Origin of the sequence: Mesorhizobium sp. B264B1B, assembly GCF_020165765.1 — a bacterium.
Classification (GTDB): domain Bacteria; phylum Pseudomonadota; class Alphaproteobacteria; order Rhizobiales; family Rhizobiaceae; genus Mesorhizobium.
In genome coordinates, this window is the sequence record NZ_JAIUIS010000003.1 from 328,469 (window position 1) to 352,817 (window position 24,349).

Annotated in this window: 29 protein-coding genes; 9 read left to right on the top strand and 20 right to left on the bottom strand. The window is 63.3% G+C overall.

Features of this window, described 5'->3' with window-relative positions; all coding sequences use genetic code 11:
* Positions 1-58: 58 nt before the first annotated feature.
* The 3 genes from LB547_RS08220 to LB547_RS08230 all read left to right on the top strand — a co-directional run bounded on the left by LB547_RS08220 (position 59) and on the right by LB547_RS08230 (position 2,222).
* Positions 59-952, top strand: coding sequence for a branched-chain amino acid aminotransferase (locus LB547_RS08220; RefSeq protein WP_140760190.1), 894 nt, complete (start codon positions 59-61; stop codon positions 950-952).
* Positions 953-1,098: 146 nt separating this feature from the next.
* The gene (locus tag LB547_RS08225) at positions 1,099-1,413 is read left to right on the top strand and encodes a hypothetical protein (RefSeq protein WP_140496005.1); all 315 of its coding nucleotides are present in this window, start codon (positions 1,099-1,101) and stop codon (positions 1,411-1,413) included.
* A gap of 170 nt (positions 1,414-1,583) precedes the next feature.
* On the top strand, positions 1,584-2,222 hold the full coding sequence (locus LB547_RS08230) for an MBL fold metallo-hydrolase (RefSeq protein WP_140760205.1): 639 nt from the start codon (positions 1,584-1,586) through the stop codon (positions 2,220-2,222).
* An 87-nt stretch (positions 2,223-2,309) separates the two neighbouring features.
* Here LB547_RS08230 and LB547_RS08235 read toward each other — a convergent pair whose 3' ends face one another.
* From LB547_RS08235 to LB547_RS08245, 3 genes are all read right to left on the bottom strand, one after another.
* Positions 2,310-2,732, bottom strand: coding sequence for a BA14K family protein (locus LB547_RS08235; protein ID WP_140516874.1), 423 nt, complete (start codon positions 2,730-2,732; stop codon positions 2,310-2,312).
* A 190-nt stretch (positions 2,733-2,922) separates the two neighbouring features.
* On the bottom strand, positions 2,923-3,135 hold the full coding sequence (locus LB547_RS08240) for a cold-shock protein (RefSeq protein WP_006202521.1): 213 nt from the start codon (positions 3,133-3,135) through the stop codon (positions 2,923-2,925).
* Between the two features lie 322 nt (positions 3,136-3,457).
* Positions 3,458-3,670 carry a cold-shock protein gene (locus tag LB547_RS08245; protein WP_006202520.1) on the bottom strand — a complete coding sequence of 71 codons (213 nt, stop codon included), beginning with the start codon at positions 3,668-3,670 and terminating at the stop codon, positions 3,458-3,460.
* A gap of 581 nt (positions 3,671-4,251) precedes the next feature.
* On the opposite strand from LB547_RS08245, the gene LB547_RS08250 reads away from it, so the two are divergent.
* Positions 4,252-4,656, top strand: coding sequence for a Kazal-type serine protease inhibitor family protein (locus tag LB547_RS08250; protein ID WP_140516872.1), 405 nt, complete (start codon positions 4,252-4,254; stop codon positions 4,654-4,656).
* Between the two features lie 78 nt (positions 4,657-4,734).
* On the opposite strand, the gene LB547_RS08255 is transcribed toward LB547_RS08250, so the two are convergent.
* The 5 genes from LB547_RS08255 to LB547_RS08275 form a co-directional block, all read right to left on the bottom strand.
* Complete coding sequence (locus tag LB547_RS08255; RefSeq protein ID WP_140496001.1) at positions 4,735-4,959, bottom strand: hypothetical protein; 225 nt, start codon at positions 4,957-4,959, stop codon at positions 4,735-4,737.
* A gap of 89 nt (positions 4,960-5,048) precedes the next feature.
* Positions 5,049-5,186, bottom strand: coding sequence for a hypothetical protein (locus LB547_RS08260; RefSeq protein WP_181165218.1), 138 nt, complete (start codon positions 5,184-5,186; stop codon positions 5,049-5,051).
* A 42-nt stretch (positions 5,187-5,228) separates the two neighbouring features.
* Positions 5,229-5,513 (bottom strand): hypothetical protein, encoded by a 285-nt coding sequence (locus LB547_RS08265; RefSeq protein ID WP_140560619.1) that lies wholly within the window; start codon positions 5,511-5,513, stop codon positions 5,229-5,231.
* Complete coding sequence (locus tag LB547_RS08270) at positions 5,510-5,779, bottom strand: hypothetical protein (RefSeq protein WP_140516870.1); 270 nt, start codon at positions 5,777-5,779, stop codon at positions 5,510-5,512. The genes LB547_RS08265 and LB547_RS08270 overlap by 4 nt, the downstream gene beginning before the upstream one ends.
* Before the next feature lie 168 nt (positions 5,780-5,947).
* Positions 5,948-6,154 (bottom strand): cold-shock protein, encoded by a 207-nt coding sequence (locus LB547_RS08275; RefSeq protein ID WP_140495998.1) that lies wholly within the window; start codon positions 6,152-6,154, stop codon positions 5,948-5,950.
* Positions 6,155-6,476: 322 nt separating this feature from the next.
* Here LB547_RS08275 and LB547_RS08280 point away from each other — a divergent pair, with 322 nt between their 5' ends.
* Both LB547_RS08280 and LB547_RS08285 read left to right on the top strand, forming a co-directional pair.
* Complete coding sequence (locus LB547_RS08280) at positions 6,477-6,701, top strand: hypothetical protein (RefSeq protein WP_140516868.1); 225 nt, start codon at positions 6,477-6,479, stop codon at positions 6,699-6,701.
* Between the two features lie 187 nt (positions 6,702-6,888).
* Positions 6,889-8,523 carry a tetratricopeptide repeat-containing sulfotransferase family protein gene (locus LB547_RS08285; RefSeq protein ID WP_140624140.1) on the top strand — a complete coding sequence of 545 codons (1,635 nt, stop codon included), beginning with the start codon at positions 6,889-6,891 and terminating at the stop codon, positions 8,521-8,523.
* A gap of 51 nt (positions 8,524-8,574) precedes the next feature.
* Here the strand turns inward: LB547_RS08285 and LB547_RS08290 are convergent, their stop codons facing one another.
* The 9 genes from LB547_RS08290 to LB547_RS08330 all read right to left on the bottom strand — a co-directional run bounded on the left by LB547_RS08290 (position 8,575) and on the right by LB547_RS08330 (position 19,324).
* Positions 8,575-8,928 carry a DUF1428 domain-containing protein gene (locus tag LB547_RS08290; RefSeq protein ID WP_140495995.1) on the bottom strand — a complete coding sequence of 118 codons (354 nt, stop codon included), beginning with the start codon at positions 8,926-8,928 and terminating at the stop codon, positions 8,575-8,577.
* Between the two features lie 113 nt (positions 8,929-9,041).
* Complete coding sequence (locus LB547_RS08295) at positions 9,042-9,467, bottom strand: VOC family protein (RefSeq protein WP_140495994.1); 426 nt, start codon at positions 9,465-9,467, stop codon at positions 9,042-9,044.
* Between the two features lie 153 nt (positions 9,468-9,620).
* Entirely contained in the window at positions 9,621-9,803 is a 183-nt protein-coding gene (locus LB547_RS08300; RefSeq protein WP_140495993.1) for a hypothetical protein, read from the bottom strand.
* Between the two features lie 127 nt (positions 9,804-9,930).
* Complete coding sequence (locus tag LB547_RS08305; RefSeq protein ID WP_140556065.1) at positions 9,931-10,239, bottom strand: HigA family addiction module antitoxin; 309 nt, start codon at positions 10,237-10,239, stop codon at positions 9,931-9,933.
* A 27-nt stretch (positions 10,240-10,266) separates the two neighbouring features.
* A complete protein-coding gene (locus LB547_RS08310) occupies positions 10,267-10,545 on the bottom strand; it encodes a type II toxin-antitoxin system RelE/ParE family toxin (RefSeq protein WP_140524899.1) in 279 nt (92 codons plus the stop codon).
* Positions 10,546-10,609: 64 nt separating this feature from the next.
* Complete coding sequence (locus LB547_RS08315; RefSeq protein WP_140760217.1) at positions 10,610-12,136, bottom strand: ABC-F family ATP-binding cassette domain-containing protein; 1,527 nt, start codon at positions 12,134-12,136, stop codon at positions 10,610-10,612.
* A gap of 416 nt (positions 12,137-12,552) precedes the next feature.
* A complete protein-coding gene (gene uvrB / locus LB547_RS08320) occupies positions 12,553-15,714 on the bottom strand; it encodes an excinuclease ABC subunit UvrB (protein WP_140760230.1) in 3,162 nt (1,053 codons plus the stop codon).
* 127 nt (positions 15,715-15,841) lie between these two features.
* A complete protein-coding gene (locus LB547_RS08325) occupies positions 15,842-17,452 on the bottom strand; it encodes a DUF2778 domain-containing protein (RefSeq protein WP_140760245.1) in 1,611 nt (536 codons plus the stop codon).
* 618 nt (positions 17,453-18,070) lie between these two features.
* Positions 18,071-19,324: a hypothetical protein gene (locus LB547_RS08330; RefSeq protein WP_140495988.1), complete on the bottom strand. Its 1,254-nt coding sequence runs from the start codon at positions 19,322-19,324 to the stop codon at positions 18,071-18,073.
* A 143-nt stretch (positions 19,325-19,467) separates the two neighbouring features.
* Between LB547_RS08330 and LB547_RS08335 the strand changes: the two genes are divergently transcribed.
* Together LB547_RS08335 and LB547_RS08340 are read left to right on the top strand one after the other, a co-directional pair.
* Positions 19,468-20,496 (top strand): CapA family protein, encoded by a 1,029-nt coding sequence (locus tag LB547_RS08335; protein WP_140495987.1) that lies wholly within the window; start codon positions 19,468-19,470, stop codon positions 20,494-20,496.
* A 164-nt stretch (positions 20,497-20,660) separates the two neighbouring features.
* On the top strand, positions 20,661-21,629 hold the full coding sequence (locus LB547_RS08340; protein WP_140671365.1) for a DUF3137 domain-containing protein: 969 nt from the start codon (positions 20,661-20,663) through the stop codon (positions 21,627-21,629).
* A gap of 16 nt (positions 21,630-21,645) precedes the next feature.
* On the opposite strand, the gene LB547_RS08345 is transcribed toward LB547_RS08340, so the two are convergent.
* From LB547_RS08345 to LB547_RS08355, 3 genes are all read right to left on the bottom strand, one after another.
* Entirely contained in the window at positions 21,646-22,140 is a 495-nt protein-coding gene (locus LB547_RS08345) for a YegJ family protein (RefSeq protein ID WP_140760262.1), read from the bottom strand.
* Positions 22,141-22,291: 151 nt separating this feature from the next.
* Complete coding sequence (locus LB547_RS08350; RefSeq protein ID WP_140495985.1) at positions 22,292-22,807, bottom strand: hypothetical protein; 516 nt, start codon at positions 22,805-22,807, stop codon at positions 22,292-22,294.
* A gap of 208 nt (positions 22,808-23,015) precedes the next feature.
* Positions 23,016-23,507, bottom strand: a complete 492-nt coding sequence (locus tag LB547_RS08355) for a hypothetical protein (protein WP_224655949.1) — start codon at positions 23,505-23,507, stop codon at positions 23,016-23,018.
* 578 nt (positions 23,508-24,085) lie between these two features.
* Between LB547_RS08355 and LB547_RS08360 the strand changes: the two genes are divergently transcribed.
* Complete coding sequence (locus LB547_RS08360; RefSeq protein WP_181177983.1) at positions 24,086-24,274, top strand: hypothetical protein; 189 nt, start codon at positions 24,086-24,088, stop codon at positions 24,272-24,274.
* Positions 24,275-24,349 lie beyond the last annotated feature (75 nt).

Genomic DNA, 24,349 nt, shown 5'->3' on the forward strand with positions numbered 1-24,349 from the left:
GCCGACAAGAGCACGCAACGAACAACGATATGCGGGCTGCCGCCCGCGGGAGGTTACCATGGCATCCGTTCCCTTTGATCAACTGGACGGCTTCATCTGGATGAATGGCGAGTTCGTGCAATGGGGCGAGGCCAAGATCCATGTGCTGACCCACGGCCTGCACTATGCCAGCGCGGTGTTCGAGGGCGAGCGCGCCTATGGTGGCGAGATCTTCAAGCTCAACGAGCATACCGAGCGCCTGCATGAATCGGCGCGGCTGCTCGGCTTCAAGATCCCCTATTCGGTGGCCGAGCTCAACGACGCCTCCAGTACCCTGCTGAAGAAGCAGGGCTTCAAGGATGCCTATGTCAGGCCGATCGCCTGGCGCGGCAGCGAGCAGATGGGCGTTTCGGCGCAGAACAACCGCATCAATTGCGCCATCGCCATCTGGCAGTGGCCTAGCTACTTCGATCCGGCGCAGAAGCTGAAAGGCATACGTCTCGATATGGCTGAGTGGCGCCGGCCCGACCCGCGCACGGCGCCGTCCAAATCGAAGGCTGCAGGCCTCTATATGATCTGCACCATGTCCAAGCATGCCGCCGAGGCCAAGGGCTATGCCGACGCCATGATGCTCGACTGGCGCGGCCAGGTCGCGGAAGCCACCGGCGCCAACATCTTCTTCGTCAAGGACGGCAGGATCCACACGCCAAAGCCGGACTGCTTCCTCGACGGCATCACCCGCCGCACGGTGATCGGCCTCGCCAAGGACCGCGGCCTGGAGGTGGTGGAGCGCGCCATCATGCCGGAAGAACTCGAGGACTTCGAGCAGTGCTTCCTGACTGGAACGGCAGCGGAAGTGACCCCGGTTTCGGAGATCGGGCCGTACCGATTCGAGGTCGGCGAGATCGCCAAGACTCTGATGAATGACTATTCTGCGGCCGTTCAGCCGAAGCACGCGATCGCCGCAGAATAACGAAAGTCACAGCTTTTCACGCAAGCAGGGGCGGTTTTCGGGCCGCCCCTTTTATTTCAGCGTTTCTGCATTTGACTTTCGCCGAATTCAGCGTCTCCATGATGGTGTCGGCCCGGGAGGCTGGCAGCTATGGAGGGACTGGTAAGATGGACATGAATACGCTTCTTCCGATCATCGTTCAGATCATTACAGGCATCATCGGTGGTCAGGCGGTCGGCGCGGCGATCAAGACGGCGGCGCTGGGGCAGCTTCCCAAGATCCTGGGCGGCGCCATTGGCGGCGTCGGCGGCGCGGCGATCCTCGGCAGCCTGCTCGGCGGCACAGTCGATCCGGCAGCGGCTGCGGCAGCGACGAGTGGTCTGGGCAGCGCGCTCAACCTGCAGAACATCGTCGGCGGCGCCGGCGGCGGCGCGATCCTGACCGGCATTATCGGCGCGGTCATGGGCGCCATGAAGAAGTAAGCCTGCGATCTCGGGCTGGCCAAATGGGCGGCTTCGGCCGCCCATTTCTGTTTCCAGAGCGCGCCGCATGAATGCGTTTCGACGCGACGCGCTTTGGAACGACCGATCCCAAGGGTGGACGCCCTTCGCTCGCGCCTCTACATCACGGCGTGAACATCGAAAGGACGATCATGGGTCAGCTCAATGCCGGCATCGTGCCGGTCACGCCTTTCCAGCAGAATTGCACGATCCTGTTCGACATGGACGACAAGCACGGTGTCGTCGTCGATCCGGGCGGCGATATCGACAAGGTGCTGGCGGCGCTGAAGGACAATGCGATATCGGCCGGCGCGATCTGGATCACGCATGGTCATATCGACCATGCCGGCGGCGCGATGGAGTTGAAGGAAGCGCTCGGTGTCGAGATCATCGGCCCGCACGAGGCCGACAGGATGTTGCTCGACAATCTTGAGAACCAGGGCGAGCGCTATGGCATTGCCGGCGTGCGCAACTGCGTGCCCGACCGGTTTCTCACCGAAGGCGAGACGGTCTCGTTCGGCTCGCATCTCTTCGAGGTGCTGCATTGCCCCGGCCACGCGCCCGGCCATGTCGTCTATTACAACCGCGCGGCCAAATTCGCCCATGTCGGGGACGTGCTGTTTCGCGGCTCGATCGGGCGCACCGACCTGCCGGGCGGCAATCATGCGGCACTCATCGCCTCGATCAAGGACAAGCTTTTGCCGCTCGGCGACGACATCGGCTTCATCTGCGGCCACGGTCCGGGCGGGCGTTTCGGCGAGGAGCGGCGGAGCAATCCGTTTTTGACGTGAAGCGCGTCGCGCCGAAGCCGGTGCCGGCTTGACAAAAAAGCGCCGGCCTTGCGGTCAGCGCTTTTGTTGAGGCAGGGAAGCCCTTGATCAGTTAGCGGTGCAGAAATGCTGCTCGCCGTCATTGCCGGTGAAGGTGCCGGTGCGGGCGTTGAAGGTGCGGTACCGGTCGGAGCAATAGTCGTACCAGCCGCGCGTCCACGGTTCGGCATAGCGGTCGGCGTAGACCACTTGCGGTTCGGCATAGTAGCGGCGGACCGGCGCCGGGCGAATCCGCACATCGCGATCGTAATAGCCATCATCGTAGTAGTCGCGGGGCGGCGGCTGCTGGTTGGCCAACGCACCGCCGATCAGCGCGCCGGCCGCGAGGCCGAGGACGCCGGCGGCAATGGCATCGCCATGGTCATGATGGTGGCGGTGACGCCAATCGCCCGCATTGGCCGCGGGCAAGGCCGCGAACGTGGTGGCAACCACTGCGGCGGACAGCACGGCTGTCTTGAAAATTCGGTTCATGTCGATCTCCTTCGTGCCGGCCCGTAAGAATTCCGGGGATGCGGTCCGGCTTTACGAAAGATTAATATGAGACCGTGGCTGAACGGGGGCTGAACGAATTTTTGCCTGACCGGAGGGCACGGGCATCAACTATCGAACGCTCCAGGGAGCGAAGCTGTCCTGCCAGAACAGCCGCCGTTCCGGAGCAGGCTCAGCCGATCGACAGGTTGACGGCCTTGGGACCCTTGCCGCGCTTGTCAGGCTCGGTGTCGAATGTCACTTTCTGCCCATCCTCAAGACCGGGAAGACCCGACGCCTGCACGGCCGAAATATGAACGAAGACATCCTTCGCGCCATCATCCGGTGTGATGAAGCCGAACCCTTTGGCATGGTTGAAGAATTTGACGGTGCCGGTCTGCGGCATGGGAAGCTCCTTTGATCCCATAAACTCCAGTCTCGGGCCGGCAAATGCCCGAATGGAAATTTGTCCTTTATTTTAGCGTCATCGGCAAGAGAAAGTTTTGCGGGCACTTAAAGCGCGTCGCGCTTTAAGTTTTCATTATGATGCATGTCGTTGACCCGACACCGGATCCACTTTGGGGCGACAGCATTTTTGCTGCGCTGCGACATGAAAAAGGCGCGACGAAAATCGCCGCGCCTTCAAAATTCGTTTGCCTCTTCCGAAGTCATTCAAGCTTCGGAGCCTCAGTCGCACGGCCAGGAAGGGCGTGCTGCTGGCCGATGGCTCAGGCGGCGCGGAGGTTGACGGCCTTGGGGCCTTTGCCCATCCGATCCGGCTCGACGTCGAAGGTGACCTTCTGGCCGTCGACGAGCGTGCGCAGGCCCGAGGCCTCGATCGCGGAAATGTGGACGAATACGTCCTTGGCGCCACCGTCGGGCGTGATGAAACCGAAGCCTTTGGTCGCGTTGAAGAATTTAACGGTGCCGGTCTGGGCCATTGGGGAAACTCCTTCACCCGTTCAGTCTTGATGGTCCTGCCCGCCACCTCGCGTCGAGGGCAGTTCCCGGTGGTAGCTTTCGGCAGTCATGCATTGGCGCATGGTCAAACCCCCCGCCGAAAAACGGGGCCGTCAGAGATTCACAGTATCGGGGAAAGGTCGTCCAAAACGTTCCGCTCTCCGGGTCGCAAATGCCCGAACACGGAATTTATCGCACGGAAAAGTGAAGGTTGCAAGATAGCGCCGCGGGCCGCCCCCGATGGGCGCGTCCCGACGCATGAATCGACCAATCCGAGCATCGACGCGCCGCAAATAGGCCTCGTTGCCTGAGGGGTCATCGGCCACAGCCCCGTCACGCATGGGCCAGCGGCGGCGACGGCTGGCGGTGCGAGGCGCCGGGATAATCCAGGCGACGTTCTTTTTAGCAGCCGGCTGCAAACGAGGGTTGCAATCGGCGATGGAATGCGGAGGATCGCAACAGCGCGACTGGTTTGAGCCTTTGCTTCGTGAATATCATTGTCCCGAACAGCTGCGTATTTGGAGCGGCACGCAGCGAGGCGAGGATCGAGGGAGAGACGATCATGAGGTTTCTTGCGGCAATCTTCTCGCGACAGGGTTTTGTCGTCCTGTTCCTGTCGGCTGTTCTTGCCGCCTGTACAGTGGTCGTCGACGACGGCCCGGGACCGCGGCCACGGCCGCCGCGGCCGGGACCGCAATTCTGCACCAAACAGTACGAGCCCGTCTGCGCCCGGCGCGGTGGCGACCGCCAGACCTTCGCCAATGCCTGTCTTGCCGACCGGGCGGGTTATCGCATCGTGCGCGACGGTCCCTGCCGTGACGGCGGCGAGGGTGGCGGCGAGCAGACTTTCTGCACCCGCGAATACGCGCCGGTCTGCGCCCGGCGCGGCGGAGAGTTGCGAACCTTCCCCAACGCCTGCGAGGCACGCGCCGCCGACTACCGCATCGTTGGCGGGGGGCGCTGCTGAAAGGCCGGGTGTTCGTCTTTTCCGCACCTTGGGAAAACGCGAATGCCGTCTAAAACAAATTTCGGGGACGTGTGACGGTCACAACGCGGATGGATAGGCGCCGTCGGCCGGCCCGGAGTAAAGCTCGCTGCCGTGCTCATCGCAGATGCGCACGCGGTCGGGGATTTGCGGCATTGCGAGCGTATGGAAGAGCGCGGTGGCGCCCTGCCAGGCTGCGCGCAGGGTAGGGGCTTCCAGCGACACCTTGTCGAGCGTCGCTTCCTCGGCTTCGCGCGATCGGTAAAACTCGATGACGAAATTCAAGGACGCCTCCATGATGCGTTGTTCCGCCAGGGAGATTCTCCGGCAGGAGATTCTGCGGCAGGGATGGGCGCGGAAGAAGTCGTCCGCGATCAGCTCTTCGATTTCGGCTTCAGGCCGCTCTCGGCCTGCTTGACCGACGAGCCGAACGGGGAGGCGGGCTTGGCCACCACCTTATCCTTCTTGGGCTTGCGTGTTTCGCGGTTGCTGCGCTGTTGACCCTTGGCCATCTTGTCTGCTCCTCGTGCTGGTGGTCTGGCGTCGCCGGGGTCTCAGACCGCCGGATCGTTGCCAACGATCGGATTGTCGGTACCAATCGGATTGTCGGCTGGTTCGAGATTGTCTTCCGTGGTGACCCGCTCGTGGGTCTCCTGCTCGCTGCGGATGCGGTACTGCGGGGAGCCGTCCTTGACCGGCAGCCTGCTCTTGATCTCGAACAGCTCCGCAGTCTTGTTGAGGAGCCCTGTGCGGCTCTTCATGCGCACGGTCTGGCCGACCGCGAAGAGATGCGAGGGCGTGTCGGTGCGCGGACGCGCATTCTGCTGGAAACGGATCATGCTGCATTCTCCCTGTCGCGCTTCAGCGCTGTTTCGAGGTCCAGGTAATCGATGGCGACGAGTTGACTGGTGGTCGGGTTTTTCACCGCTCTTGCCGGCAAATGGATGAAGGTGGCGACGCGGCGCCAGGCAAGCCGCGACATGCCCTCGATCAGCTCTTCGTCGTGATCGATGTCGTAGTCGCCCGCCGGCAGTTGCCCTTCCAGCCCGCCGAGTACGAAAGGAGCCATGAAATGTGCGACGGAATGGGTCGTGCGGTCCGGCATTGTCCTGCCTTGATGTTTTAAGCCCTGTGGCGACATGCGAGGCGGAGAGCCTCAAAGCAAAAAAGCGGGGACGAGCCCCGCTTTCCTATTTCCGGCAATCGCTGGAAATAAGCCATTTTCGAGAGCTGCCAGTACATCCGTGGTCAGCGGTCATCGAATTCGGCCGGATCAGATCAGTTGCAAATTGGCGGCCGACTCGCGGCCCTTGGCATCACGCTCCAACTCGAATTGCAGCTTCTGGCCTTCGGCGAGGCCAGGAAAGCCCGCGCGTTCCAATGCGCTGACGTGGACGAAAACGTCCTTGCCGCCGTCGGTTGGTTGAATGAAGCCAAAACCCTTCTGGCCATTGTAGAATTTCACGGTTCCGGTGTTCATGGGTGTCTTTCGAAGAATGAGAACGGTCGCGGAGCAAATGCGCCGCGCTGCCGATATCGATGATTTGGAGTGAGATTGGCGGGTCGAGAACCTCTGACGCCGCGAAATGCCAATTCTGGCCCAAACGCTCGTATATATGTAGCTCGACTTTGCATGGTTTTCAAGAAGATTTGGAAAAATAAGTAGCCAAAGGAAAAAGATTGCTGCGTTCATTTGAAAAACTCTGCTATGGTTTGATGATATTTTTCAAAAATTCTCAAAAAATCATTTTGGGGTCCACTCCCAAAATTTGCGTTTTATTTCTCCAAAAAGGACAAAAACCATGGTTTCTGCGAGAAGCTCAAGAGGCAATACCACAGCGATCAACCCGCCCATCAGGCCGGCCACCGCATATGCCGTCGCCATCGGGCGTACCGGCAAACCTATGATCGTCAAGTCGGCGCGGCTGACCGTCAGAAGCGACGAGGCTGAAAGGCGGACGATCGCCGATACTGACGGAACGGTTCGGCGCGCCAGGCAGACGGCCGAGACCAACCGGCTGATTTGATCTTGTCCGCGCCGATGGCAAGCGCAAGAAATCAAGCAAAGCCTTGAACCCGCCGCGCCAATGGCCTAGATCGCGGCAGGCGGACAAACACGGCAGGTTTCCCATTAACAGAGATCAGAGACGAGCGGCGGGTGCTGGCGCCAACTCCGGCTCGGGCGGACAGCCGCCGTCGAGTCTCGACCAGCATGTGCAGAGGGCGCTGCAACTGCATCAGGCGGGGCGGCGGCAAGAGGCCGAGGCGCTCTATCGGCAAGTGCTGACGCACAAGGTCAACCATGCGGCGGCTGCGCATTTTCTCGGTCTTTTGCTGCACCAGACCGGGCGCAGCGCCGAGGGGCTCGGTCTCCTCGAGCAATCGGTGCGCTTGCAGCCGAAGAATCCGGATTTCCTCAACAACCTCGGCACGGTGATGCGCGATCTCGGCCGTGTCGCGGCGGCCGCCGACTTCTTCCGCGGCGCGGTGGCGCTGCGGCCGGACCAGCTCGCGGCGCGCGACAATCTCGGCTCGTCACTGAAACAGCTTGGGCAGTTCGAGGGCGCCGAGGAGATCTATCGCGGCACGGTCGCGCGCAATCCCTTCCATTTCCGCGCCCGCATCGGGCTTGCCGAAACCTTGCAGGAAGCGGGGCGCCTGGACGAGGCGCTGGCCGTCTTTCGCGAGGCGCTGTCGATCCGTCCGAAGGACGCCGAACTGCTGCACGGGCTGGGCGTCGGGTTGATGGAAAAAGGCGAGCTCGACGAGGCGGCCGACCTGTTCCGGCAGGCGCTGGCGGCCGATCCCGGCATGGCGCGCGCCTGGCTGATGCTGACGCAGGTCAAGCGTCAGAAGGAGCGCGATGCCGAATTGACCGGGATGGAGGCCCAGCACGCCAAGGCGCTGCCGGACAGCCTGGCGCGCATGCAGCTTGCCTTCGGCCTCGGCAAGGTCAACGACGATCTGAAGGATTATAACAGAGCCTTCGACTATTTCGCCGAAGGCAATGCCATCCGCCGCAAGGGCATCGACTACGACGCGGAAAGGACACGCGCCGAATTCGAGGCTATGAAAACGGTGTTCGACAGGGATTTCTTCCAGAAGCACAGGCCCAGCGCGATCTCCGACGATACGCCGATCTTCGTCGTCGGCATGCCTCGTTCGGGCACGACCCTGGTCGAGCAGATCATCGCCAGCCATCCGCAGGTCTACGGCGCCGGCGAGCTCGGCATCCTGAAGACGGCGGTCGGCAGGCAGTTCCCGGCGACCATGCCCGGCGGCTTCCCCTGGGGCGTTTCGGATGCGCCCGATACGGATTTTGCCGAGGCGGGACGCGCCTATCTCGACATGCTGCATGCCCGCTATCCGCACATGCGCCACGTCACCGACAAGATGCCGGGCAACTTCCTGCTTGTCGGCTTCATCCACATGATGATGCCAAAGGCCAGGATCATCCATTGCGCCCGCGATGCGGCGGCAACCTGCCTTTCGATCTACAAGGTGCATTTCCGCGGCGACAGCCACCGCTACGGCTATGATCTGGGCGAACTCGCCGATTTCCACAATCTCTACACGGACATCATGGCGCATTGGCACAAGGTGCTGCCTGGCGTCGTGCACGATGTGCGCTACGAGGATTTCGTCGCCGACCAGGAAGGCCAGAGCCGGGCGCTGATCAACTATCTCGGGCTGCCATGGGACGATGCCGTGCTGTCGTTCCACCAGACCGACCGGCCGGTGCGCACGGCTTCCGCCGCGCAGGTGCGCCAGCCGATGTATCAAGGCTCGGTCGACCTGTGGAAGCGCTACGGCGACAGGCTGAAGCCTCTGCTGGACAGACTGGCTTAATGCGGCTCGGCATTTCCGGCGGAGCGCTCCCGCTCCGCCCAAGTGCGTTGCCTACAATTCCATGAACGTCTGGAATCCGCCGAAGATCATGCGCTTGCCGTCGAACGGCATTGTCGACATATCCGGCTGCAATCGTGGATCGGCCATCACCTTGGCCATGACCGCGTCGCGGTCCTGCCTGGATTTGTAGACGATCCAGGAAAAGATGACGACTTCGTCGTCCTTGGCCTGCACGGCGCGTGGAAACGACGTGACCTCGCCATAAGGCACATCGTCGCCGACGCACTCGACATAGGCGAGCGCGCCGTGTTCCTTCCAGACGGCGCCGGCGGTGTTGGCCAGCTTCTTGTAATCGTCGAGTTTTGCCTTTGGCACGGCAAGCACGAAACCGTCGACATAGGACATGGCAATCTCCTTGTTTGCTGCATCCGGCGCCGGGCCGGCAGGGATGCGACCCGGGGCAGGTGGGCGCGCACTTCTCGCCGAGAGTGCTGACGCCCGCTATCGAATTGCGACGGTTATTGCTCCACTGGAGCGTTCATCGCCCATGCGACTCCGAAAGGGTCCTTCACCTGGCCCCAGCGGTCGCCCCAGAACATCACCTGCAGCGGCGTCACGATCTCGCAGCCGGCGTCGACCGCGCGCTGCCACCAGCCGTCGATCTCGTCGCTGCCGAGATGAAGCTGGAGCGTATAGCCCTGCGGCGCCTGGTGCGGGTGGCCGTGCTCGGGATAGGCGTCACCCAACATCAGCGTCGAGCCGTTGATGTGGAGGTGGACATGCATCGTGCGGCCTTTTTCGTCCGCGGGGTAGGCAAAGACCTGTTCGGCGCCGAACGCCTTCTGGTAGAATTCGGCAGCCTTGAAGGCGCCGTCCACCTGCAGATAGGGGGTCAATCCGCCGAGCACTTTCGCCTTGGGCTGAACAGGGGTCTGGTCGGTCATTGCGTGTTCCTCTTCACGTTTGATTTGGCCTTGCGGACATAGGACGCGTGAGGTGACGGCGGTCCTACATGGGCTTGAAATTTTTCTCGTGGGCCGGGCCCGGACTGGCCGGGCGACCGGCGAACTCCAGCAATAGACGCATGGCTCGGCCGTTCATATGACCCTGGCCGGGACGGCGGCTGAGCGGCGGCTGTTCTGCGCGTCGAAGAGTTCTGGAAAGCCGATGTCCTTGCGCAGTTCGACGGGCAGCGAAAGCAGGATGCGCTCGCTGCGATGGCGGGCACGCGCCGCCGCATATCGGGTTGCGATGCGGCCGATGGAGGAAAGGACGGACATGATGCATTCTCCCTGGGTTGGCGCCGGCATCATCGTGTCGGCATCCCAAGGACGAGGCAGGTTCAGGCGATCCGACAGGTCGTCGATTTTTCTCGCAGCGTTTAATTTCTCATTCGAGCGCCACCGCCTACGCGACCTTGAGCGTCGGAATAGCCGAAACATCCACCTCACGTTCGGCATGCCAGGCATCGAAAGCTGCCTGCATGCGAAGCCAGATCGCGGCTCCATCGCCGAACAGCTTCCCAAGGCGGGCGGCCACAGCCGGTGAAACCGGCTTCTTTTCGCGGATGATATCATAGAGCTGCTGCCGGGAGATGCCGAGCAGGTTTGCAATTTCCACCTTGGTCTTTCCAGTTGCCGGGATAATGTCCCCAAGCAGCGCTCCCGGGTGGGAGGGACAGCGCTCGATAGGACGCGTCGGCTCGTGCACGCTCATTGGTCGAACTTCTCCAATCTGGCCGCCTCAGTGGTATTGCTCGAAATCGACGCGGGCGGCGTCCTTGCCGTCGAATTCAAACGTGATGCACCACGGGCCGTTGACGTGGACCGTGTAACGGATGGGATCGAAGCCTCTCAGCGCATGGAAGGCAAAGCCAGGAAGGTTCATCTCCTCCGGCTTTTCTGAAGCTTCCAGGCGGTCAAGCCGGACAAGAACGCGCTTGTGCATCTTGGTGTCGATCTTGCCGGTTTTCCCGGCTTGAAAGAGCTCTGACAGGGCCTTGTTCCTGAAAGACTTGATCATGACGTATGTAAACAGATCGCTTACAAGATTCAAGGACCTGTAAGCGGATAACTTACAATCCGATCTATCCCGCCCCTTCAGCCACTGAGCGGAAGAACTCCTCGGGATCGTCGACTTCGGTCAGCCGCCGCCTCTCGATCAGCCAGAAGCGGTTGCCGATGGCACGGATGAAGGAGCGATCGTGCGAGGCGAGCACGCAACTTGCCTGGTGCTTGAGCAATTCCTCCTCCAGCGCTTCCTGGCCGTCGATGTCGAGATGGTTGGTCGGCTCGTCGAGCAGATAAAAATTCGGATTGGCGAGCCGCAGCGCCAGCATCATCAGCCGCGCCTTCTGGCCGCCGGACAGCACACTGATCCTGCGCTCCTGCATCTCGATGCCGACGCCGGCGCCGGCAAGCAGAGAGCGGGCGCGCTGTTCGCCGACATCGTAACGGCGCGACACCATCGCCAGTGGCGTATCGTCGCCGCCGATGCCGGACAGCGCCTGGTCGCTGTAGCCGAGCACCGTCGACGGCGTCACCTTCACGTTCTGAACCGTGTCGAGTTCGATAATGGCGTTGCGGATCAGCGTGACGAAGCGCGACTTGCCGACGCCGTTGCGGCCAAGCAGCACGATGCGGTCGCCCTGGCAGATGTGGCGCTTGCCGGTCCTGAACAAGAGCGTGCCGTCGGGCGTTTCCACCGCCGCGTCGTCGAGCGTGATCAGCACCTTGGCGTGCGTGCCGCGATTGGCCAGCCGGATCGCCCCCGCCGACTTCTCGTGATGCGCCGGGGCCGCCGCGTCCTCAAGTCGCTCCGCGCGCTGCTTGAGCTGCTTGGTCTTGACCGTGAGAAGGTCGCTGCCCGAATTGATGCCGATATTGTTGAGCTTGGCGGCCTGGCGTCGCAATTGCTGCGCCACCTTCATGTCGCGCTGGAATTTTCGCTCGGTCGAGGCATCGACCTCATCGAGGGCCTGCCGGGCGCGGGAATAGGGAAGGGAAAACACCGGCGACTGGTCCGGGCGCAGGAACAACGTGCGGTTGGTGGCGGCGTCGAGAAAGGCGCGGTCGTGGCTGGCGATCACCACCGGCACCTCTCGCGGTAGCGCGTTCAGCCAAGTTTCGAGCTGGCTGATGCGGGCAAGGTCGAGATGGTTAGTCGGTTCGTCGAGCAGCAGCATGTCGGGATCGGTGACCCAGACACGCGCGATCAGTGCCAGCCTCTGCCAGCCGCCGCTCAGCGCCTGCATCTCTCGCTCGCGCATCGCCTCAGGAACGTCGAGCGAATCCAGCACCACATTGACACGCCATAGTTCGCTTTCGGCTTGCTCGGGCGGCAAAGCGTCAGCCACCACCTGATGAAAGCTGCGGCCAAGCAGGGCAGCAGGAACGGACTGCTCGACATGGCCGACGCGCAAGCCGCGCGTGCGGGTAATGTCGCCGGAGGTCGGCTCCATCTCGCCGGTCAGGCATTTGAGCAAGGTCGACTTGCCGCGACCGTTGGCGGCAACGATGCCGAGCCGGTCGCCGCTGCCGATGGTGAGGTCGAGATTGGAAAAGAGCGGCGCACTCATCGTGACGCCGAGGGATTTGAGGCTGATCAGGGCCATGTCGATTTCTCTGGTCTATCCGGAAAGTCCGGCTCAATGCACTTTGTCAGTGCGCAAGCGGCCATCAGGCTCGGCAATGCGCACCACGAAGGGCAGACCAAAAAATCGAAGCGGGAAAAACCCGGACCGTCCCTGGTCAGCCCTGCAAGCAAGCTCGCAGGGCGGAAATCGGGCCACGCTGACGATGGTGATCGATAAACACGCAGCCCTCCTTTCAAGACGTTTGGGTGTGGGGACTGAGTACACCAAAGGTCATGCGCTGGGCAAGAGGAGGGTAGTGTCGAGCGGGGCGCTGAAGCTGCCAATCTCCCCACTCGTGGGGGAGATGTCCGGTCCACCCTCCGCAGCTGCAGCGCAGCTGCTGCGGAGGACGGGCAGGACAGAGGGGGCGCCGTCCCGCCGGCATTTCGAACGAACTACTTTCCGGGCCGTCCTGTCTTCGCGGGCCGGCGCTTTTCGCGGCGGGCGTCGCCGGGGTCTTCATAAGAACCAATGCCGGCGCGTTGGCGCACGATTGGTTTGTCCTCGCGTTCCTTCGCGCCCCCGTCTGTCCTGCCGGCCCCAACAACGGGAGAGATCGGCTGAGGCTTCGCCGGCACTTTTCCCTCGACCGGTTTCTCGGTGCGGCGCACGGTCATCTCGTCGAGAGAGTTTTTCTTGAACAGCGGTTTGGTCGGCTCGCCGGGAATGCCGAAATCCGAGCCGTGTGCTTCGGACGCCGATTGTTTCTTGAACAGCGAGCGCGACACCGCACCGGCCGGCGTCGGCATGTCGGTGCCTGGGCCCATGTCGTCGATCGATGGTTTGGCGAAGAGGGGCTTCTTCACCGGCACCGCGCCGTCGGCACCCATCTCGTCGAGATCGGGCTTGCGGAAGAGATTGGGCCGGGCAGCCTTGGCTGCCTCTTCGGCTGCGCGTGCTTCGTCGAGCCTGCGGAAACGCTCCTGTTCCTCCGATGTACGATGCCTGGCCACGCCCTTGTTGTGCTTGCCTTTTTCGCGGCCCGAGACCGGGCTTTCCATATCGGCGTATTTGGCCAGCGGATCGTCGGAGATCGACATCTCCATCTCACGCAGCCGCTTGATCTCGTCGCGAATGCGGGCCGCCTTCTCGAAATCGAGGTTGGCGGCGGCGTCGCGCATCTGCTTCTCCAGCGCGTCCAGATGGGCCTTGAGGTTGTTGCCCATCATGGCGCCGGCGCTGTCGGTGAACTGTGAGATGTCGGCGCGGACATGGTCCTTCTCGTAGACCGAATCCAGAATGTCGGAGATGCGCGACTTGACCGATTCCGGCGTGATGCCGTTGACGGCGTTCCACTCCATCTGCTTTTCGCGACGGCGATTGGTCTCGGCCATGGCGCGTTCCATCGAGCCGGTGACCTGGTCGGCATAGAGGATGACCTTGCCATCGACATTGCGAGCGGCGCGGCCGATGGTCTGGATCAGCGACGTCTCCGAGCGCAAAAACCCTTCCTTGTCGGCGTCGAGTATGGCGACGAAGCCGCATTCGGGGATGTCGAGGCCTTCGCGCAAAAGGTTGATGCCGACCAGCACGTCGAAGGCGCCGAGGCGCAAATCGCGCAGGATTTCGATACGCTCCAGCGTGTCGATGTCGGAGTGCATGTAGCGCACGCGCACGCCTTGCTCGTGCAGATATTCGGTGAGGTCCTCGGCCATGCGCTTGGTCAGCACGGTGACCAGCGTGCGGTAGCCGGCCTGGGTCGTCTCCCGGATCTCCCCGACGACGTCGTCGACCTGGGTCTTGGCCGGGCGCACCTCGACCGGCGGGTCGATCAGGCCGGTCGGTCGGATGACCTGCTCGGCGAACACGCCGCCGGACTGCTCCATCTCCCAGCCGCCGGGGGTTGCCGAGACAGCGACCGAGAGCGGGCGCATGGCGTCCCATTCCTCGAAGCGCAGCGGCCGGTTGTCCATGCAGGAAGGCAGGCGGAAGCCGTATTCGGCAAGCGTCGCCTTGCGCCTGAAGTCGCCGCGATACATGCCGCCGATCTGCGGCACGGTGACGTGGCTTTCGTCGATGAAGACCAGCGCGTTGTCGGGAATATATTCGAACAGGGTCGGCGGCGGATCGCCCGGCTGGCGGCCGGTGAGATAGCGCGAATAGTTCTCGATACCGGCGCAGGAGCCGGTGGCTTCCAGCATTTCCAGGTCGAAGCGGGTGCGCTGTTCCAGACGCTGCGCCTCCAGCAGGCGGCCGGCGCGCTCGAGCTCGACCAGACGGTGCTTGAGCTCTTCCTTGATCGACTTGATGGCCTGGTTCAGCGTCGGGCGCGGCGTCACATAATGCGAATTGGCGTAGATCTTGACGCTTTTCAGCTCGCCCGTCTTCTGGCCGGTCAGCGGGTCGAATTCGGTGATCGCCTCGATTTCGTCGCCGAACATGGAGATGCGCCAGGCGCGATCCTCAAGGTGGGCCGGGAAGATCTCGATCGTGTCGCCGCGCACGCGGAACGAGCCGCGCACGAAATTGATGTCCTGGCGCTTGTATTGCTGGGCGACGAGGTCGGCGAGCAGAGCGCGCTGATCGAGCCGGTCGCCGATCTGCATCTGGAAGGTCATAGCCGTATAGGTCTCGACCGAGCCGATACCGTAGATGCAGGAGACCGAAGCGACGATGATGACGTCGTCGCGTTCGAGCAGCGAGCGCGTCGCCGAGTGGCGCATCCGGTCGATCTGCTCGTTTATGGAGGATTCCTTCTCGATGAAGGTGTCGGTGCGCGGAACGTAGGCTTCCGGCTGGTAATAGTCGTAGTAGGAGACGAAATACTCCACCGCATTGTCGGGGAAGAATTTCTTGAACTCGGAATAAAGCTGCGCCGCCAGCGTCTTGTTCGGCGCCAGGATCAAGGCGGGACGCTGCGTCTCCTCGATCACCTTGGCCATGGTGAAGGTCTTGCCCGAGCCGGTGACGCCGAGCAGCACCTGCGTGCGGTCGTTGTTTTGGACGCCCTCGACCAGGTCCTTGATGGCGGTCGGCTGGTCGCCGGCCGGCTCGAAATCCGACACCATCTTGATGGTGATGCCGCCTTCGGACTTTTCCGGCCGGGCAGGCCGGTGGGGCGTCCACAGCACGCCGTCCTTGTGCAGCGGATTGCCGGATTCGATCAATGCCGAGAGAGCCGCCACCGTCGCGGTGACGCCGCTCGACGTCATCGTCTCGGCTTCCTCGAGCGAGACGTCGAGGCCGGCGACGGGATTGAGGCCGGCCGCCGCGCGTTCGCGGGCTGTCGCCGCGCCGCCCATCGAGGTGCCACGCGCCGTGCGCCCGGGCGCCGCGGAGCGCTCGGGGATCTTCTTCGACGGCTTCGGCGACTTGCCGCCGTCCTTGCCGGCCTGGCGCCCTTCGCGTTCGGCTTCCTGCTCGATCTGCTCGGCCCAGTCCGCGACCGAACCGGTGAGCGGCGTGCCGGACAGTTCGGGCTGCGGCATCTCGGCGAAGCCGCCTTTGTGCAGCGGTTCCGAGGTGTCGAGGAAATCGGTCAGCGGGCTGCGCCGCTTGGGCGTGGCGCGGTCGTCACTCGCCGTCGGCGGGGTTCTCTTTTCGGTGGATTTGGCCATGTCCGGAATATGGGAGGTCTTGGCGAAAATGGAAAGAGCGCGATCAGCCGAGGCGCATCACCAGATGCAGCTCCTGACAGAAGGCTGTCAGGAGGAGGCAAGTGCCGGTGATGCCTGCCGATTGCGGTCAGGCGCCGCGTGCGTTGTCCGCCACGCGCGTCGGCGATCCGTTCAGGCGCGGCACCACGACGAGGCGCTTGATTTTGCCCTTCTTGAAGGCGGCGAGGAAGCGCGCATAGTCCTTGAAGGCGACGCATCCACTGGACTGTGCGTAGCGGCCCCGAAGCAGGTAGGTGTGGGCCAGCAGGCCGTCACGGTTGTATTTATTGCGGCCATCGACGGGTGTCAGACGCAAAGCCTCGACACCATGAAAGCGCGACTCGCGCAGCGACAGATTGTAGGTGTTGGGCGGTGTCGGTCCGCGGTTCTTCTGATCGGCATAGCGCGGCTGGTCCGCCATGGCGCCGATGCCCGAATGCGCTTCGAGCCTCGAACCGTCGGGCATGTAGACGGTCTTGGCGCTGATGTCATAGATGGCGACACCGCTGCCGGCTCCGCTCCTGGAGCCGCCCGGCGCGTTGAACAGGTTCCTGAACGCCTGGCCGAGGCCGCCCGAAGGCGTGTCTGGCTTCGCATAGGCCAACGCGTCGCCGCCATCCGCCGGCCGGCCCTGCCGGGCCGGCTTTGCCGGCTGGGCTTGCTGGACCGGCTTTGTCTGAGGTGCCGGCTTCTGCTGCACGACCTTGGGCTGTTGAGTCGGCCTTTCCTGCTCCACGGACTTCAACGGCTCCGGCGCGTCGAATTGCGGCCGACGGGTCGGCAGCGGCACGTCATCGGTGAGCGCGTCGGGCAAGGCCGCGGCATCGCCCGGCTGTTCCTGCTGGGTTTCGACAGGCGACACCGCAACATCGGCCGAAGAGGCGAATGCCTCGTCCTCGACAGGCAGCGAGCGGGCGAGCGCGAGGGCCAGTTGCGAATTGTCCGGCGTGCCGGCATCCGGCTGGGCAAAATGCATCGGCTGCGGCGCTGTCTGGACAACCACCGAGCCGGTGTCGATCCGGGCGAAGCGCTCCGCCGCGGGTGCCGGCAAGTCTTCAGACAGGCTGGCGACGAGCTTGGCGCCCGGCACCAGCGATGCCTCGGCGACCTGTGGAGCGGAGGTCGAGATGATAGGACGGGCGGGTGCGCCGGCCGTGGCCACGGGCTTGGCCGCGTTGGCGAAGGCGGCGGCGAGCTTGCTTGGCGAGAGAGATGCTTCCATGCGCTCGAAGCGCTCCTGCGAGGTCGTCTTGGCGACCGGGACCGGGTGTGCCGTGGACGCGGCCACGAGGCGCGCCGACTTTTCCGCTCGAGGAGCGAGCGCGGCCAGCCTGAAGCATCCGGAGCCGCATTGCACGGCGTGGTTCTGCAGCGCCTGCGTGCCGCCATCGGCGTTGGCCAGTGCGAATGGCGCAGCGGGCATCAGAAAATGCTGTTTCAGCGGATCGGCAAGAGCGAGCGAGCCCGGCATGGCCAGCCTCTGCGGCAGGACACTCGACGTCGACCACAGCGAAGCGCCGACTGAGCTCAGACCAGCCATTGTCCCGACCAGCCACAGGCCAACGGCAGCGCTGACGCCGGGCACGGCGACCCAGCGGACGATCCGCTTAGAGTTGAAGGATGAGGCACGTGACGCGTTGTCGGCAGCTTCGCCGTCCCAACGCCTGTCCCCGACAATTTTCTTACTCAAGAACGCCATTCAACCAATCTTGCTCCAATCGGCTCCCACGTCCGCGGCTGTGATAGCCGCGACGACCATTCTGTGAGTGATCCCAGGTGGTCCCCGACGCGTTTGCCGCGCCTGTCTTTGGTTGCCGATTGCTTCAAAATATGGACAAAGTTGGTTAACCAATCCCTCTCAAAACCAACCGAGAGACGTGGACTTTGTGCCAAAAAAGGCTCGTCCACGACCATGAACGCGGTATTGCAGCCCTTCCAAGAGTATTTTGCTGCCTGCTTTTAACGGCCGAGTCAAGCAAAACAGCTCTCGCTAATTGAAGCGAATGGCCGTTTCAGCGGGGCCGCGACGGTGGCGCGTGTCATTCCGTACTCCCGAGAAGGCCCAGCGCGTCGCCCCAAAACTGCTACCCGCCCGCCGCAGATAACCGGCCCGTACCGCGGTTTCGCGGCGACCATTGATCGGCCACCGTGTTGGCGCGGCGGTTCGCGCCGGAGGAGGCGGAAGCGGTGCTGTACCAAGGCGCGATTTTCTAGGGTTTGCAATGGAGCTTCTACCTCCCCCTTGTGGGGAGGTTGGACCGCAGGTCCGGGTGGGGGGCTGGCGCCGACCGCCCAGGAACGCAGCCCTCTTGGGCCCTCAGTTGAACCACAGCGCAAACGTCAGGAAGCCACCGCCGCCGAACTCGCTCTGGATCTGGTCGAAATCGTCGCTGGTCAGGATCCTGCCGCTTTCGAGATAGGGCGCGATAGCCGGGCCGGTGATCGACAGCACCAGGTCGAAGGGTTTCGGCTCGTCGAAGAAGCGCTTCATGTTGATGCCCTTGCCGGTGATGCGGAAATGCGGCAGCAGCACGCGGCCTTCGAGCAGGTCCTCGGCCATGGTCAAGGTGGCGAGCCAGGCCGCGACCTGCTGCTCTCCGACTTCGAGGCCGGTGAGCGGGTTTTCGCCCTTCTGTTGCGGTCCCGGCAGCCATTCGCGGTCATTGTCGGTCTCGGCGCGGATCGCCTTCCAGTCCTCGCGCGACAGCCGGATCATCTCCAGCAGGTGACGGCGCGCCGCCTGCCGCCGCTCGGGCTCGACCACCGGCCAGTTGACAAGATGCACCAGCGAGATGAAATCGGCGATGCGCCATTCCGAGGAGAAGATGCTGCTGCCCATGTCGCCAGCCGGCGGAACGAGGATGTCCTGCAACGGCAGTTTTGCGCGCGGGAAGAGCATGTGGAAGGAACCGTCGAACGTGCTCCTGAAATCATGCGCCAGCCAGAAATCGGCCTGCGCCATCAGGAACTCGGCATAGCCCTGCAGCCAATAACCGTCGGCGCGGTCGAAGCGGAAGGTGAGCGCAGGCGCGGCATCGTCGGGCGCCACGCCGCGCGACAGCGAGGCCATTATGGCGGCAATGCTTTCGTCCGGCGCGATCGTGCCGTCCTCGTTAAGGTCGATGCCGACTTGGGTGAGGTCAATGACAATGCCGATATCGGCATCGGCAGGCACCGAGCCCAGCGTGGCTGCGGATTTCTCGAGCCGGTTGCGGAAGGCGACCAATATGGCGCGGAACTGTTCGTAGGTCAGCGGTTCGGGGTTCGGGTTTTCCGGCACAGGCAGCCGCATCAGCGGCAGCATGAAGGATCGCGGGCTCTCGAAGCCGTGGCGGTGCAGGCCGCTGGCCAGCAATTCCAGCGCGGTGAAGAATTCGCCGGCGCCGGCGGCATAGGCGGATGCCGGGTCGGTGGATGCGGCTGCCTCCAGCGTCGAGAGCGCCGTGTCGCGCGCGACCACGGTTTTGGCCTCGAACAGAGCGGCCGCGGTTTCGGGCATGGCGGCCTGCGCCGAAGACATCGGCAGAACCAGAGCAAGTGCCAATGCCAGCAGACTTGCCAGTGGTGTCATTTTCCCCCTCCCATGCGCGTCGTGCCGGCAATCATACACGCATTTGCAATGCCGCGTCTGCCGGGCGCTGATGCATGATTGCCATTGGCTGGCTTCAACGCGCCCGGCAGACGGTCTACACAGGGCAAACGATTGGACATCGCGTGTCGAACTATCCGCTCTCCTACAAACTGTCGTGGCTGCCGCGATTCCTGAAACCGTCGCTGTCCGGTGGTGTGCAAGGCTTCGCGCCCGTGGCCGGAACGATGGTGGATCGGGCGCCGAAACGGACGGTGCGGCTCGCCTTCGTCGGCGACATTTCGGCGGTGGCCAACCGCAGCGCGCCCGACTGTGATCCGGTGATCAAAACGCTGCTTGGCGCGGCCGACCTGGTGATCGGCAATTGCGAAAGCCCGATCGTGGACAAGCCAAGCGCCGTGCTCGGCACCAGGCTCGGCACCCATCACGCGATGAGCGAGCGCTTTCTCGGCGACGCGTTGGCGGCAGTCGGCATCTCGCGTGAAAGACTGGTGCTGTCGCTGGCCAACAACCATGTGCTCGACCAGGGCGTCGCCGGTTTCGATGAGACCGTGGCGGCGCTGAAGCGGCTCGGTATCGGCACTATTGGCCTCGCCGGCAACAGCCCGGTGCAGCCTGTCGAAGTCGGGCCGCTGACTGTCGGGTTCGCCGCCTTCACGCTGTGGCGCAATGCGGGCGAGGACCTGTTCGCCGGCCGCGTTTCGATGGCCGGCGATATTGCCCACCTGCGAGGTGACGGGTTCGATCTCCTCTGCGCCGTGCCGCATTGGGATTGGGAGTTCCGCCACTTTCCGCGCGCCGAAACGCGGAGACTGGCGAGGCGCTTGGCAGGGCAGGGCGTCGGGCTGATCGCCGGCCACCACGCCCATGTCGTGCAGCCGGTGGAGTGGATCGGCGATACGATCGTCGCCTATGGACTTGGCGATTTCCTCGGAACCGCCCTTATCCGCCAGCCTTGGCCGGGACGCATTGGCGGGATTCTTGTCGCCGACGTCAGCGCCGATGCGGGAACGCGGGGGTCAGTCATTTCCTACCGAATGCATCCGTTTGTGCGGCTGCGCGCCGGGGATCATGAGCGGCTGGCGCCGGTGGAAGGATTGGAGGGCCGCATGCGTGACAAGGTGGAGAGGCGGTTGAGCGCGGTCTTTCCGTAACTACAGGTGGTGGACATTGGCCAAGATCGCCATGTCGGCGCTTTTCCAAGCGCTGATGATTGGCGAATGAAGAGGCGGCGCAAGCATCTGTTGAAGAGGCGCTACAGTCGATACTTCAGACAAAACCGGCTATCATGAACCGGTCCAGGCAAGCGGGGGTGGCGGTGGAAACAGCGGATTTCATACCCGGCGACGCCGTGGTTGCCGGCATCCGGAAAAACATCGAGGCTTATGAAGCGGCGCGGGCCTCCGTGGTGCGGCAGGTACGCTGGCGGGTGCCGCTGTTCGTCGGTTTGGTGCTGGCGACGGTGGTGCTGATCGCCTGGCTGTTCAACAAGGTCGCCGATCCCAACGAGCAATGGTTCTCGACGCCGCATGTGTTCCTCTATGTCGTCGGTTTCGCGGTTTCGATCCTGCTTTATTTCCAGGCGATGAAGCCGGCGACGCGGCTGCAGCAATCATTTCGCCAAACACTGCTGCCCATCATCTTCGGCTTCATCCGCGACGTGCGCTACGCGCATGGCGGGCGGCCAAATTCCTTCGACCGGCTGCCGCGCGAGGCGGTCGGGCCGTTCAACCGGCAGTCGTTCGACGATGTCGTTTCCGGCCGCTACGAAGAGTTTCCGTTCGAGCTCTACGAAGCGGAACTGCGGGAAGGGACAGGCAAGGGCTCATCGACGGCCTTCAAAGGCGTGATCGTCGCCTTCGAAGCCATCGAACCGTTTCCGGGAATATTGGTGGCGACGCGGCGGACCAATGCCGTCGTCGGCTTCTTCCGTGGCATGTTCGCCAGCAAGATGCAGGAACTGTCATCCGGCGTGCCGGAACTGGATGCCGCCTATGAGTTCCGCACCGACAATGCCGAGGCGGCGCAGCCATTGGTGACCGGCCGGTTGGCGCAAGCGCTGAAATGGCTGGGCGAAACCTGGCCGGAGGAACCCGCGCGCGTGGCCCTCAACGGCAGCGACGGTTTTCTGCTCCTGCCGCAGGCGAAGAATTTCTTCGAATTGCCCGCCATTTCGGTGCCACTGGACTACCAGACCCATGTCGCGCCGATGATATCGGATATGGGCGCGATGCTGGCGACGGCAGCGCTGGTGCGCAAGATCGGCGCCAGGGACGAAGCGGCTTGATCAGCCGGCGTTCCCGTCAGCAATCGAAGCCGTACTTTTCGCGCATGTTGTCCGCCTCTTCTTTCGACATTCGCTTGAACATCACGCAGATCGTGAAGCTGCCGACCTGATGGCCGTCCCGCGTATATCCCCAGTCGGAAATGTCGTCCCTGGTGAATTCTATGTTCTGGCCGAGCACGACGTTGTGCACTGCCTCCGGCTCATTGGCCAATATGCCGACAAACCCTGTCCCGGCACGGCGGAACGGTATGACCCAGAAGTGCTCGGTGACTTGCCCATCCCGCACCTTGACCTTCAACTTGAACCTGCCTGTACCGGAGGGAGGCATTTCGGACAGTGCCAGGAAGTCATCCAGGCCGGCGAGCGCCTGCTTGGTCGCCGCAGCCATGTCGGGATCGCCCGCAGCGAAGATGATCCCCTTGTCGTCACCTGGATCCACGCCTTGCGCGCCGACCGATCCCGGAGCAAGCGCCAGCATCAAGGCTGCGGCAATTCGGACCGCTGGTTTCATGGAAGGCCCCCCTTCATCGTTGCGGTCGACACAATGCTGCATCCCCATCCGGTTTGCAACCTTTGCGCGAGTCTTGTCTCTTCAGGTCCAAGGTGGCGGCGACCGTCGATGACAGACCGGCATGGTGACGTCGGTGAAGAAAGCTTCGTCCCTACAGCTTGCTCGGCACCAGGCCAGCCAGCCAGTTGGCCGACCGCTTGGCCATGTCGGCGGTCGCCGATACAGCGCGGCCGAGATCGGTCTTGACGACGGCATAGCCGTTTTTCGTACGATAGAGCACGCCGGTGCCGCCATCGACCACCTGTTCATAGGCGACCGGCCGCGCGGCGGCCGCTTCCATCGCCGTCGTCGGCGAGCCGACCGGGACGGTCGGCCTGTGGCTCAGCTCGGGCGGCAGCGTCGGTTCAACGGCGCGGCTGGCGGGCCTCAGCTCCGGGCGCGAAGCGGTCGCGGCCAGTTGCGAGGAGGACGCGGAACCTTTCGCGCGGCAGATGCCAGAGACGAGCGGATAGTTGAAATTGCGCTCGTGCAGCATCTGGCTCTTCATCGCCGCTTCGCACTCGGCGATGGTCGACCATTTGGCCGGCGTCTCGCCGATATATTCGCAAAGCTTGGCGTCGCAGTCGCAGCCGACGATGGTCATGGCGACAAGGGCGGTCTTGATCACGGTCTCGTCCCCTCGATGTGCCCCTCGGCAGCCCATTCAGGTGCATGTCGCTGTCCAAACCGGTCCCTGAGCGGAGCCCGCGGGCACGCTTTGGGCGACATGCGACAGTCCATCGCCCGCGAACAAGGCGGGATTTGGCCGCGATTGTGAAATGAGCGTGGCGTGGCGCTCCAGACTGCGGTTCTCGGCGGAGCGAGGCGGAAAGGCCTCAGTAGTCGTAGACGTGCTCCAGCCTGGCGCCTGACTTGATCAGCGCCGGCAACACCAGATGCAGCCTGGGTACGGCTACGACCATGCCGGTGCGGCGTGTCGATGGATCGGCCGGCAGCGGATAGCTGAACAGGATGCGCATGCCTTCGGGGATGGCGATCGAATCCGTGGAGAGCACGGTGATCATGATCTCGTCATTGCCGCCGATCTCGACGAATGAGACGCCCTTGTCGATCAGGCGCGGGATCATCTCGGTGAACACCTGGTAGCGCTTGGTGACGAAGACGGTGCCGTCGAGGCCGTAGTCGCGTTCGAGCAAGGTGTCGGCTTCGTTGCGCGTCGCTTCGCCGACCGGTCCCTTGGCCCAGACGTGGATGTCGAGCAAGGCCGGATCGGACGTTGCCGCGAGTGCCTGCCTGATCAGGCTGGCATAGAACTGCTTGATGGTGTCGGCGAGGCCGAAGGCAAGCTTTCGTTCGCTGGAGCGCACGGGCGCTGTCGCCCGGCGCCGGCTGGACCGCGAAAAGCCCGGCGCGCTTCTCGGCATAGGGAAACTGGTACCACGGCCCCTGGTCGAGGAAGGCGGCGTATTCGGCCGCCACCTTGCCCTGGTAGATGTCAGTCGCCGTGCGCCTGCCCGCAATCGCCTCGGTGATGCGGCCGACCGTGTTTTCATAAGCCCATTGCACGGCATGCTCGATCGCGTGGCTGGTGCCGATGACGACCGGCATCTGGTGGTTGGCGTAGTTGAACTTGTAGGCGGAGCTGGCGCGGATCACCATGGCGTAGTCCTGCCAGAAGCGGCCGACATAGGCGAAATAGGGAAAGCCGCTCGGCTGGTCCTTGGCGACGAAGCCGGCATATTCGCGCGCGGCATAGACGATGGCCCATTCCGGGTAGGTGAGGAAGGTCGATTCCTCAGGTCGCTGGTAGCCGGGGATTTCGGCGCGCACCCTGGCGGCGAGCGCCGGCTGCGGTGCACCTTCGGCGATACCCGGCAACGGTGTCTTGTCCAGCGACGGCGTCGTCAGGAAACCGTAGGCCAGCCCGGCGATCGGGATCAAGACAATGATGACGATCAGCCAGAGGATCGTCCTGATGATACGCTTCATGAAGCGAAACAGGACCATGGCCGGTCAGGCCATGGCGGCGGCAAGCTTCTGGATCAATGTCATGAAGTATCCCCTTCAGCGAACCCGCCAGCAAACGCAAACGGACTCTGACAGGGCGATACTAACCGATTTTGGCGCGCGGTGAAGCGGCGCCCGCAACTTCGCCGGGAAGGCGCTTGAGCGGGAAGCAAAAAGACAGTCGGCGCCGGGATTTCTCCCA